Source organism: Pseudomonas sp. MBLB4136 (assembly GCF_051904765.1).
Classification (GTDB): Bacteria; Pseudomonadota; Gammaproteobacteria; order Pseudomonadales; family Pseudomonadaceae; genus Aquipseudomonas.
Map to the genome: position 1 here is coordinate 2816930 of NZ_CP196713.1, position 12581 is coordinate 2829510.

Sequence of the window (12581 nt, forward strand, 5' to 3'; positions counted from 1 at the left end):
ATGTCACCGGCTTGTTCCCCGCACCTCGGGCCACCTAAGCTGGCAAAATCCCCCCAGAGCCCGGCCCACCCTTAACAAACCGCAACCAATCCAGTCACTGACCCAAAAGCTCCCGCCTTGAGCTGCAACGCCAGCCGCGGCACAAGTGAATAGGCGAACTGCACGCCCATCAAATCACCTGCCCTCCACTCAAATCGCGAAGGGCATCCGTCGGAGCGGATTGCCCCCCTTGGAGGACAGTCACCGGCATATTCCAGTCATAACGCGGGGCAGCTTACTGCCTGGCACGACCGCACAGGGCCTTCTTACAAACCTGGTCGCCACCTAGCAAGCGCCGCGGCAAGGCGGAGGCCGTATCTAGTCTGGTTTGAGAAGACTATCCGGTTCGCTACAGTCTACCTGAGTACCTCACCATCCACCGCCCGAGACGCTATCGTGATAGAACCTTTAAAACGGTGGCGAAGATAATCCGAATGTCAGTCACAAGACTCTGTTGTTCGACATAGTCAAGATAGAAGCGCTGCTTAATAGGAAGAACAACATCAATGTAGGCTTGACGTGGATCCTGATAACCGGCCAGGAGCTGGTTTTCGTCAACCATTTCAATAGATGCCCAATCGGTGATACCGGGCCGCACGGACAAGACCATCTCCCGCACATCGGGTGGATAACAGTCTATGAACTCTTGAACCTCCGGACGCGGCCCGACAATACTCATCTTGCCAAGCAGGACATCGATTAACTGCGGCAGTTCATCTAGCTTGTACTTGCGCAAAAAAAGTCCTGCCCGCGTAACCCGCTTATCTACCCCTACAGTCAAGCGCCCCGCTCTCTCGGCGTCCACCCGCATCGTACGGAATTTATGAATACGAAACGGCTTGCCGTGACGACCAACGCGCACCTGCCTAAAAAAAACCGGTCCCGGCGAATCTAGCCGCACCCAAATCATGACCGTCAGGAATACAGGTGACAGTAAAAGCAGTCCGAAGCCGGAGCAAAGCAAATCGAATGTGCGCTTAGACATCAGCCAATACCTGTCGGAAAGCATCAATAACCCGCTGCTGATCGGAGTCGCTCATACGAGTGTACAGAGGGATGGAGATCTCCTGCTCGAAGAGCCGTTGTGCAACAGGGAACATCTCTGGCTCAAGACCGCAACTCTCTCGCCAATAGGGATGCAGGTGCAATGGAATAAAATGCACTGAGCATCCAATACCCTGCTCAGACATCCTCACAATAAATTCGTCCCTGTTAATGCCTGCTTCGGGCAACAAGCGAACAGGGTACAGATGGCGAGCGTGAAGATCGCCAGGCGGAGCGCTGACCGGAAGGATAACCGGCAAGTCCCTGAGCGCCTCATCGTACACCCGCGCCATGGCCTCACGTTTAAGCTGAAACCCATCCAGTCGGCGCAACTGATGAATGCCCATCGCTGCCGCCATGTCGGTCATGTTGTATTTGTAGCCAGGCGCGATCACCTCATAGAACCATGCCGGGGACTTGGACACATAACGATCAAACGCGTCCCGGCTAATCCCATGCAGTCGCATTACTCGACAACGCTTTGCTATCTCTGGATTACTCGTGACGACCATGCCACCTTCGCCCGTGGTCATGGTTTTATTAGCATAGAAGCTAAATACAGTCACATCCGTTTCCAGCGTGCCGATTTTACGCCCACCCCAAGTGGTTGGAAGTGCATGAGCGGCATCTTCTACAACCTTCAATCCATAGCGTCGAGCAATACCAAGCAACGCATCCATTTCACAACTCAAACCAGCAAAATGCACCGGCATGATCGCACGAGTACGCGGGGTTATTGCCGCCTCCACCGCAATCGGGTCGATATTGAAGGTATGATCTTGCACATCCACCATCACGGGGACAGCACCGAGATAGCGCACCACTTCAGCCGTGGCCGTAAAGGTATAGCTGGGCAGAATAACCTCGTCACCGGGGCCAATACCAATGGCCTCCAGAGCCAGATGCAGGCCTGCCGTTGCCGAGTTAACGGCGATGCTTTCAACGCCGCCACCGAGGAATGCGGAAAAATCCTGTTCAAACTGCCGAGTCCTGGGCCCGGTAGTTACCCAGCCGGAGCGCAACGAAGCGACAACTTCCTGAATTTCCTCTTCACCAATCTCGGGCAAAGCAAAGGGCAAATATTTTTCTTCGTTCAATTGGAAACCACCTCAAGCTTTTAGGCCATAACACAAGACACAAATTCCAAGACACTCAATAGGCCCACGCCCAGTAAAACTGCAGAAATTCTCAGCACATGTAGACAGTTAAATCAGCCCATACCGAACCGCTATGACTTTAACAACCGCCCTCCTGCTCATTGTCATCAGTCAGTCGGCGCCAACCACCATCACCAGCAGAGCGGCGGACTACTTGAGAGCCGACGCCCTCACTCCCAAATAATCTTGCCACACTTTCCCACGCATACGCTGCGCAATTAATCGACCAAGGCTAATTGATGGCCGCTCGACAATTAAGTGCACAATACAAGAGGCGACCAGCGTCATTAGCAAAGCCACCAGCAGGGCGGCGTAATAACTCCACCCCATCGCCAAAGCCAGGCGTAAGAACACATAACCACAAAGCGGATGAATCACATATACAGGGTAACTGATGCGAGACAAAAAAACGAAGAACGAGTTACAACGAATACGGCCACGAAAGCAAAACAACACCGCAAACACCGCGAGCGCATAACCATAACTCAGGGTTATGTGATAGAAATTTGGCGCGTACGTTGAGGCGCGCCAAGTCAAGCAAAACAAGAGCGCCAGGCACACTATATATACGACACCCCGCCCCCACGAAATTTTATTCGAATGAATAAAATAGAAAACACTTCCCATAAACATAAAAGCAAAGAACATAACGTCCTTCGCCTGTGCCTTCACCCAAGTAGGCGCCTGCCCCCCGTCCGAATTAGCGAGCAAATTGAAAATCAACCCGAGTATGCAAATCAACAAAATCGGCCAGAACCTACCCGAGCGAAAAGTGCCAACCAAGAGCAGCGCGAGCAAGTAAAACTTGAGCTCTATAACCAAAGTCCAGTTCACATAATCTAGACTTGGAATATCAAAGAAGTTCGCTACCAGCAGGGCATTGGCAATGAAGCTCCTCCATTCGACGGGAAAAGCCAGAGACCAATACATCGAGGACACGTAAACGGCAAACACTCCTATCGAAAGCCCTACGATATAGGTCGGTAATATTCGCAGGAGTCGAGCGCATACAAATGCAATAGGAGTATTCGCGGTTACCGACAGCGGTATAACCAGTCCCGAAATCAGAAAAAACAACCCCACACCGAACGCACCAAAATTGAAGTACCGCAGAGAAAACCAACTTGCAATCCATGGAGCGGGCTCATCCAGCAACGGCGCTGCGGTAATACGAGCGACAAGAGCTGGCCCCCACCAAAAAATGCCGATCCAGTGCGAGGCCACCACAAACCATGGCGCAATACCTCGAAGGACATCAGAAAAGTCGATCCTTTCTCGCTCTGTCATTACTCATTCCACCACAGAAATCTCAACTCACTTACCATTGATCCATTCGCTATATATTCTTGACGTACCGGAACATTGCTCTGCCCGCATGCTGATTAAAGCGAGATTCAATGACATAGCCGTTTTTCCGGTAGAACGCATTGACCCTATCATTTCCAACCTCGTCGGTTGTCAGATAGACAAATTTCTGCCCACGTGAAAGAGCCTCATGCTCGAACCTAGTCAGCAGTCCTTGGCCAACAGATTTTCCTACAACAGCTGGACTGACTCCGATGCTGCTCAAAAGCGCACCACCGTTCAAGCCGGCCGGCTGATCACCCCGATAGAAAATGGCTTTAAACAACTTAATAAAAACAACTTTAGGGTTACGCAACAGCGCTGGGAATGCATAACAAAGGAAGGACAAAAAACGCCGCCGCCGCAAGTCCGAAAAAAATGAGGTTGGCGCACTCGTGCCTGCTGCAAAGCCCATGATCTGCCCCTCCTCCTCGGCCACAAGAAAAATCCCGCTGGAATGCAGTAGAAAGCCTCTATACATCTCATCGAGAAACCTGCTTCCCAAGCTCGTAAGGAAAAACCCAGGAAATGCCGCGACGTGCACTTCTGTCACAGCAGCGATATCATGCTCATCTGCCGGTCTATACTTCATAAATTAACGCTCCCCCCATCCTTCACATTAGCCACTCGCCAATCCAGACAACTTTTTCAAAGCAGAAACAATCTTGACAACCCCTTTGCGCTGAGACATTTCAGCCTCGTAGAAGCGCCTGCCGCTCTCACCCATTTCTTGCCAGCCATCTTTTTTAGCCAACATCTGGGTGATGGCCAGTTCGATACTCGAGATGTTATCAGGCTCTGCACAGACACCAGCACGTGCCTCACTTACAATTTGATTGGCTTCCCCGCCGACGGCCATCAGGACAGGTTTACTCGAACTCAGATACGCCTGAATCTTAGAGGGTATGGTAATCTTAAACAGGGATTCGTCCTTCAAATGCACAACCAGCACATCCGCCTGGCGTAGATAATTGACTATCTTCTGAGGCGCAACATAGCCGAGGAAGAAGACGTTATTCGCGCCAATAGCCTGCGCGTGAGCGATCAACTCATCCTTCTCAACTCCCGAGCCTATTATCGCCAGGCAGACAGATTTATCCACGCATCGCGAAAACGCAGAAATCACGCTTTTCAGCGACTGCGCCGCCCCCAAGTTCCCTGCGTAGACGAAGGTATGTTCAAAACCGGACGGCAAAACTCGTTCGCAGTCTTCTGTAACAGTCTCGCCTTGATTGGCATACCAGTTATATACAACGCTTATTTTTTCCGCCGGAACACCCCGGGCTATCAGAGCCTCTCTATATCCGCGTGACAACACCACCACATGAGCAGACTGTTTATATACGAAATTACACAGTCTATTGATCATGCCGTATAGGACACCCTTCCCCTGCGTACCTGTTGCCACAAGAGCGTCAGGCCAGAGATCCTGAACATCCGTAACGAAAGGTACACCCCTGATCATTTTAAAGAGCGACGCCACTATCCCCGTTGTCACCTGAGGATGATAGGCATAGATAACGTCAGGTTTTCGTATCACCGCCACCGCAATAAAAGAACTGACCATGAACGAGAAATAATTCAGCGCCCGAAAAAGCCTAGACTTTGAATGTGAGATAAAAGAAAAGACCCTGATCACTCGTATTCCAGAATGCGTCTCCACCTGCCAGGGTTTTAGCTTGTATCCTGGAAAAATCTTGCCTACTGGATAGTTCGGAAAAGTCGTCACGACATCGACATCGAAGCCTTGCCTCTGCATTTCCTGCAAGAAGCCCAGCCCTTTTATTGAGTACTCTGGATCGAACAACTGACTGATAAATAGTATCCTCATTTAAAACTTCTTCCAGACCACCCGCCCCACATAATCGACATAGCTATGAATGATCCGGACCACCTTTTCAGCAACATTCGGCATGCTGTAATCCTCTACCTGACGCAATAGACGCTGGCTCCCTGCAGGCTGCTCTTCAAGCACGCTGAGCGCCTGCAGAACGCGTTCAACCTCAAGCCCGACCATCATGACCGATGCCTCCTCCATTCCTTCCGGCCGCTCATGTGCCTCGCGAATGTTCAAAGCGGGAAAATTCAGGATAGAAGACTCTTCAGAGATAGTGCCGCTATCAGACAGAACGGCTTTTGCTGTCATTTGAAGCCTGTTGTAATCCTTGAAGCCGAGCGGCTTGAGCAGTCGGACCTGGGGATGGAACTGAGCGCCCATGGCGTTAACTCGCTTCAAGGTGCGTGGATGCGTCGAGACGATTACAGGAAATCCATACTGCTCGGCCACTGTATTCAAGACCTCGACCAACTTGCTGAAGTTCTTATCGGAATCGACATTCTCCTCACGATGCGCACTGACCACGAAGAACTTACCCGCCTCCAACCCCAAGCGCGCCAACACGTCCGACTGCTCGATACCATCCCGATAGTGATTGAGCACCTCGAACATGGGGCTGCCTGTCTTGATCACCATGTCCGGTGGCAACCCTTCGCGCAGCAAGTAGTCCCGGGCAATGGTGCTGTAGGTCAAGTTGATATCGGCAGTATGGTCCACGATACGCCGATTGATCTCTTCCGGTACACGCATGTCGAAACAACGATTACCGGCTTCCATATGGAAAGTCGGTATCTTGCGGCGTTTGGCTGGAATCACGGCCATACAACTATTGGTATCACCGAGTACCAGCAAGGCCTCCGGCCGCACGTCGGCCAAAATCCGATCCACCGCGATGATCACATTACCGATGGTTTCAGCCCCCGTAGCGCCGGCCGCATTCAGGAAATGATCGGGCTTGCGAATGCCCAGGTCCTGGAAAAATATCTCATTCAGTTCGTAGTCATAGTTCTGTCCAGTATGGACCAGCACATGATCGCAGTACTGGTCCAGCTTTGTCATGACGCGTGACAAGCGAATAATTTCCGGACGCGTACCTACCACAGTAACAACTTTCAATTTTTTCATTGCGACTCTCTTCAAGGGTGCCTTTATGCCTCGGTACCGACGGGACGCGCATAGGTATCTGGGTGGTCACGGTCGAAAATCTCGTTTGCCCAGAGCATCACAATCATTTCCTCGTCACCGACATTGGTGATGTCATGAGTCCAGCCAGGTACGGTTTCGACTATTTCTGGCTTTTCTCCAGCGGTGAATAGTTCATGCCACTCGCCAGTCACGATATGGCGGAAGCGGAAGCATGCTTTGCCCTTGATCACGAGGAACTTTTCCGTCTTCGTGTGATGGTAATGACCACCTCGAGTAATGCCAGGATGAGCGGTAAAAAAGGAAAACTGACCAGAATCTCGGGTCTTCAGCATTTCTACGAACACGCCACGCGGATCACCATACTTCGGCACTTCATACGTAAAACGCGCAGGCGGCAAGTAACTGACGTACGTCGAGTAGAGGGCACGCACCAGACCAGTACCGACGGCCTCGGTAACCAATGTGCTACGGCTATCGTGGAAGGCTCGTAATTGTTCGGCGAGCTTGCCGACCGTGATGCTGTATTGCGGATCGACGGTTACAAAGGGGGCTCCGGTCAAACGGCCATCCAGTACCGCGATGAAGTGTGCGATCACATCATCGATATACACCAGGGTGACCGACGCCTGAGGGTCATTGATCTGGATAGGTAAGTCACGGGCAATGTTGTGGCAGAAGGTCGCCACCGCCGAGTTGTAGTTCGGGCGTGCCCATTTACCAAACACGTTGGGAAGACGGAAAAGGTGCACAGCGGAGCCATGGCTACTGGCTAGGTCAAGCAGCGCCTGCTCCGCGCCTCGTTTGCTGCTGCCATAGGGGTTGTCCAACTCGGCCTGGCTGGATGAGGTATACAGCAGAGGAATGGGCCGCCCGCTGCCTACAATAGCCTCGCACAAGCTGCGCGTCAGGTCAGCGTTTCCGCTTTGAAACTCCTGGGGGTCCTTCGGTCGATTTACGCCTGCCAGGTGAAACACGAAGTCGGCCTGCGCGACGAGCCCCGGCAGTTCGGCCAGCGAATCACTCCGGGTAAAGCACAGCACCTCGACCTCCTGCCGTTCCCCCAAGTGGGCAACCAGATTACGGCCGATAAAGCCATTGGCGCCGGTGATCAGCACTTTCATTGGTTACTCCTCCGGCGTCGCGTGTTCGCCACGCTGGATGGCAAGCATAAAGTCCAGCTTGAGCAGTAACTGCTGCATCCCCTCCACCCCAAGGCGCTCGGTGTTGTGGGAGTTATAGTCTTGCATGTGAGAAATTCTTTCCTCGCCCTGCTCGACGAACTTGGCATAGTTGAGATCGCGCAAATCCGGCGGCACACGATAGTAATCGCCCATGTCCTCGGCACACGCCATCTCCTCCCGGCTGAGTAACGCCTCATACAGCTTTTCGCCATGCCGAGTACCGATCACCTGAATCGGATGCTCGGGTTTGTCGAGCATCCGCGTCAACGCCTTGGCCAAGGTTTCCACCGTGGCTGCCGGTGCCTTCTGCACAAACAGGTCGCCGTTGTTGCCATGCTCGAAGGCATACAGCACCAAGTCCACGGCATCGGCCAGAGTCATCATGAAACGCGTCATGTTCGGATCGGTCAACGTCAGCGGCTTGCCGGCGCGGATCTGCTCGATGAACAAGGGGATCACCGAGCCACGTGAAGCCATGACGTTGCCGTAGCGAGTACCGCAGATAACCGTCTTGTCATCGTCGGCATAGCGCGACTTGGCGACCATGACCTTTTCCATCATTGCCTTGGAAATACCCATGGCGTTGATCGGATACACAGCCTTGTCCGTGCTCAAACAGACAACGCGCTTGACGCCGTTCTGGATGGAGGCCTCCAGCACGTTTTCGGTACCGATCACATTGGTTTTCACCGCTTCCATCGGATGGAACTCGCAGGACGGCACCTGCTTCAAAGCCGCAGCATGGAATATGTAGTCAACGCCACGGGTTGCGTTCAAGGCACTGCGGTAGTCCCGCACATCGCCGATGTAAAACTTCAGCTTTGAGTTGGCGTAGCGCTTACGCATGTCATCTTGCTTTTTCTCATCGCGGCTGAAGATGCGGATCTCATCGATATCGGTGTTCAAGAATCGCTTGAGCACCGCATTACCGAACGACCCCGTTCCACCGGTGATGAGTAGCTTTTTACCTTTGAACATATACAAACGGCCTCATCAAACTAATCCATGAATCTTCTTATGCCGACACGCGCAACTCATCAAGCACATACGCCAGTTCCTCGACGGAATAGACCCGCCTTATTTGACTATCCGTCAACGACGGCAGCATGTGCTCAACATAGGCCCGGTCTCTTTGATCCGTTAAAACGGCCACGGGTGTGGAATTGTTATAGATCGCCTCCACTAACACGGTAGACTTCCTGGCCACACAGACCTTGCTAGAGATAGAGGCGTCATAATCACTGACAAACGTCACCCGCCCGGCATAGTCTCGATAATGCTCCACACTGTCTCTAGGGTGAAGCTTTACGGCCACCGGATAGCCCAAACCGAGCAGTTCCCCCAATATTGCGCGGTTTACTTCCAGACCGCGCGACTCCGGGAAGAATACCAGGCCCCTGACAGGCGAGACTTCTTGGTGGCGCGAGAACATCTGCCGTGCCACATACTCATCAAACAGGAATTGCTGCGCCCCCGGGTACAGACCAGTTAGGTGCCGGCGGGCCTGCTCTGTTGTGCAATAGAAGGTATCACCGACCAACCCGGCTGGGGTCCGGAAGGCATACTCAATACCGTGCGGCACACATACGGCGCGCACCCCATAGTGCTTGCACAGCCTCTTTTCCAGAATGGCGAACCTGTCCTCCTTATTACCGGTGTAATAAGTGTCACACCTGCCGCTCTTGACCAGCAACTCGAAGTAATACTCAAAGATGCACTTGTGGGCTATTCTCTTTGAGAAATAGTACAGAACGAACCCGGCGCCCTCCCAGCCCAATAGCTTTCTGCAATCACTCGCCACCAATAAATAGTCACGAACGGCCAACAGCGGCACTATCAGCAGTGAGAAGCCCCGCTGGTGCGCCGTGCCGAATGCATACATCGACGCCGCAGAGGACTTCCTTTGCAGAAGGTCATCATAATAAAAAGCCACCTGCCCGGTTTCAGACAGAAAGCGCATTTTCCCGTAGGCCGCGGGGCTTCGAATGACAGAAAAAACAGGGGCAACGTCCGTTGCCCTTGCGTGTCTGGTGAGCAAAGCCAACCCGGGAAGAACCAGGGCACTTAGCAAAACCAGGAAGAACGCCAGTACATACAGTGCTGCCCCCGATAGACAGAAAAGTAATCGGCTAGCACAACCGATGGGCAGGCCTTCGCCCTTCGCCGCCATCGCGACACTGGACCACTGACCCACACGCGCCCTGAACCGTACCCGCTCCGCTCCGCTCAACCTAAACAACGAGGCGATCTCCATTACCCTCAGGTAGAAGTGCATGAAGATCTCATTGATATAGTCGGAAACCCCAACCACGCCGTCCGCAGCGTGGTTGATCTGATCGAGGAAACTCCGCGAATAGACCGCCCCCGGATCCAGCGCCAATCCGTCTGGCCCCACCAGCTCTCCAGACCGGATGCAATCAATGAACTTTATCAAAAAAACCACCAAAAAATATCCAACAACCGAACACTAAGGTTTGTTACTCCCATACTCGAATATATTTGAAACATACTCGAACGAACCAAGCAAAAAATACACAGTTGTCACCAGAACACCAGCATTGAGCCCTTTATTAACAGGCAGAGCGTAATACAAGAAAACAAAGTATGCCAGTATATTAACCCGATCGCCACCAACCAGCATCACCACCAACACCAGCGGCACGAAAACAAGAAGAGCTCCGAACTTATCCCTGGCATAATAAAGCGCAAGCAACAAAAAAACAAAGACCCTAAGCAATTCGTCAAAACCACGAAGCCCATCATAGTACGAATAAAATTTCGACAGCAACTGTCCCGACACAAGAGAAACCGGAACCAATAGAAGAACAACAACTACCAAGAAAGTAGCCGAAACCCTTCCCGTCAATAAAAACCGACAAACCTGCCCACAGAATATTCTAAAAAAGATAGCAGCGTAGACAATGACGGTTTGCGCATGCGAAACCAAAGCAAGGAACGAAAAAAAATAAAACAATCTAAGCCTTTCAGCATACAAAAGAGACAAGCCCAAAAAAATAAAACCGAACTTCAATCTCTCCGCTGAAAAATACATCGCAATCAAATAATAGTTAGTCGCAACAAGAAACGCAGAAACAACAACCGAAGCCCCCCATCGCCTAAAAACCCCAAAGGCAACCCACGCCAGAAACGAATTGGCAATCGAAACAAATATATCCTTATCCAGGTAACGCCCAGCGAGCCAAGAGAAGAAGAAGTGGACAAATTCCAAGGAGTCTATTGACTCCGTATAATAAATATAACCTTCAACAAGAGACAAGCCCATTAGGCCTTCATAAACCTTCCGGTAATGCACCTGATCCCCTAAAACATAAAGAGGACCAATGTACATACTCCCCACAAAAACGAACAAGACCACTAGCATCCGAACTGGGAAAGCTAGTAACCCTTCCAACCTCTGCGCATCAACATGCACATTAGCCCCCATGATAATCAAAGACAATCACCGAGACTCTCAAGCGTGTAGTGTGCGTCACTAAAGTCAAAATTCGACTCGGACCATCCGCTTACAAAGGCAAAATCCAAGCCGGCGCGTGTTGCAGACTCAAAATCGTACTGACTATCCCCGAAAAACACAGCCGGCTTGGCGATAGTCCCTCGCTCAATTTCCCGTGCCAAGATCAAATCCTTATTATCAGGGCTTCCGAACACCCCCCCATCAAACAAGGACTCAAGATTTCGAATTGAGAAAATTCGCCGCAACTCGTCTTGATCGCCACCAGACACAATTAACCAGCGACTATTAGGAGTTTTTTCACGAAGCAAGTGCAAGCCTTCCGCCATCTCGCAATTTAACAACCCTTGCCACACACTCTCCGCATAACTCTCCAACAGAGTTTTCAACTCAGCCTCATCAATTTTTTTCCGCCCCACCACCTCACTCAAAAAGAATTCAAACTTCTTATAACGCGAGACCCCCCCATGACCAACGTGATAGTCGACCAATGCCTGTGCCGCTGACTCCCCATAGGGGAGAGCCGCGACATAAAAGGCCTGTGTTTTAACACTATTGGAGTTTAAAACAACACCATCACAATCAAACACCAGCGTTCTATATTGACTGACATCAAATACCGTCATTGCATCATTCTCTGCAACTCTCGTTCAACGGCCTGGACATCCTCTGGCACATCTACCGCCAAGCTGCCCGGCTGCGTCTCGATCATCCGAATCGAGGCGCCCCACTCCAGAAAACGCAGGATCTCGATGTCTTCGCTCTGCTCCAGGGTGCTCTTACGGCCAAACTGGCCATAGCGCAGGAGATCCTCCCGGCTAAACGCATAGATACAGACCTGCTTGTAATAGACCCGCGGCTGATTTTCCTTGCTCTTGAAGCCGGGCAGCGCCAGCCGTGACATATACACCAGACGGTGGTCATCGGTAAAAATGACCTTGGGGATGTTGACGCTATGGGGATCTTCCTGGTCGCTGATCGGGCAAAAACCATTGATCACGTCCCGCGGGTAGCGCTTCTTGAAGTCCAGCACCTTGAGAATATCGTTCGGATCGAGCAGCGGTTCATCGCCCTGTACGTTCAGATAAATATCTGCATCGATTGCTGCGGCGGCTTCCGCCAGGCGATCGGTGCCGGTCAAAGCCTTGTCGCTGGTCATGATCGCGTTGAAGCCCGCCCCCTCCACAACCTGCGCAATACGCTGGTCTTCGGTTGCGATATAGACATCCTGCTTAGGCAGCGCTTTGGCACAAAGCTCTGCCACCCAGAGGATCATGGGCTTGCCCAGAAGGGGCACCAGCGGCTTACCGGGAAAACGTGAAGACTTGAAACGTGCCGGAATGATGATGACAGTTCTCATG

The 12581-nt window shown here is 51.9% G+C and carries 12 protein-coding genes; all 12 read right to left on the reverse strand.

Going from position 1 to position 12581, the window contains the following annotated elements; all coding sequences use genetic code 11:
• Positions 1-430 precede the first annotated feature (430 nt).
• Positions 431-1024: a sugar transferase gene (locus tag ACSX1D_RS12785; protein ID WP_439858859.1), complete on the reverse strand. Its 594-nt coding sequence runs from the start codon at positions 1022-1024 to the stop codon at positions 431-433.
• On the reverse strand, positions 1017-2180 hold the full coding sequence (locus ACSX1D_RS12790; RefSeq protein ID WP_439858860.1) for a DegT/DnrJ/EryC1/StrS family aminotransferase: 1164 nt from the start codon (positions 2178-2180) through the stop codon (positions 1017-1019). The genes ACSX1D_RS12785 and ACSX1D_RS12790 overlap by 8 nt, the downstream gene beginning before the upstream one ends.
• A 210-nt stretch (positions 2181-2390) precedes the next feature.
• On the reverse strand, positions 2391-3527 hold the full coding sequence (locus ACSX1D_RS12795) for an acyltransferase family protein (RefSeq protein WP_439858861.1): 1137 nt from the start codon (positions 3525-3527) through the stop codon (positions 2391-2393).
• Between the two features lie 49 nt (positions 3528-3576).
• On the reverse strand, positions 3577-4176 hold the full coding sequence (locus ACSX1D_RS12800) for a GNAT family N-acetyltransferase (protein WP_439858862.1): 600 nt from the start codon (positions 4174-4176) through the stop codon (positions 3577-3579).
• A 27-nt stretch (positions 4177-4203) separates the two neighbouring features.
• A complete protein-coding gene (locus ACSX1D_RS12805) occupies positions 4204-5415 on the reverse strand; it encodes a glycosyltransferase family 4 protein (protein ID WP_439858863.1) in 1212 nt (403 codons plus the stop codon).
• Positions 5416-6546 (reverse strand): non-hydrolyzing UDP-N-acetylglucosamine 2-epimerase, encoded by a 1131-nt coding sequence (wecB, locus tag ACSX1D_RS12810; RefSeq protein WP_439858864.1) that lies wholly within the window; start codon positions 6544-6546, stop codon positions 5416-5418. It lies immediately after the preceding gene.
• Positions 6547-6569: 23 nt separating this feature from the next.
• Positions 6570-7688, reverse strand: a complete 1119-nt coding sequence (gene wbjC, locus ACSX1D_RS12815) for a UDP-2-acetamido-2,6-beta-L-arabino-hexul-4-ose reductase (RefSeq protein ID WP_439858865.1) — start codon at positions 7686-7688, stop codon at positions 6570-6572.
• Positions 7689-7691: 3 nt separating this feature from the next.
• Entirely contained in the window at positions 7692-8726 is a 1035-nt protein-coding gene (locus tag ACSX1D_RS12820) for a polysaccharide biosynthesis protein (protein ID WP_439858866.1), read from the reverse strand.
• Between the two features lie 37 nt (positions 8727-8763).
• Positions 8764-10182 carry a hypothetical protein gene (locus ACSX1D_RS12825; RefSeq protein WP_439858867.1) on the reverse strand — a complete coding sequence of 473 codons (1419 nt, stop codon included), beginning with the start codon at positions 10180-10182 and terminating at the stop codon, positions 8764-8766.
• A gap of 33 nt (positions 10183-10215) precedes the next feature.
• A complete protein-coding gene (locus ACSX1D_RS12830; protein ID WP_439858868.1) occupies positions 10216-11208 on the reverse strand; it encodes a hypothetical protein in 993 nt (330 codons plus the stop codon).
• Positions 11199-11846 (reverse strand): HAD family hydrolase, encoded by a 648-nt coding sequence (locus tag ACSX1D_RS12835; protein ID WP_439858869.1) that lies wholly within the window; start codon positions 11844-11846, stop codon positions 11199-11201. The genes ACSX1D_RS12830 and ACSX1D_RS12835 overlap by 10 nt, the downstream gene beginning before the upstream one ends.
• Entirely contained in the window at positions 11843-12580 is a 738-nt protein-coding gene (locus ACSX1D_RS12840; protein ID WP_439858870.1) for a 3-deoxy-manno-octulosonate cytidylyltransferase, read from the reverse strand. The genes ACSX1D_RS12835 and ACSX1D_RS12840 overlap by 4 nt, the downstream gene beginning before the upstream one ends.
• Between the last annotated feature and the right edge of the window lies 1 nt (position 12581).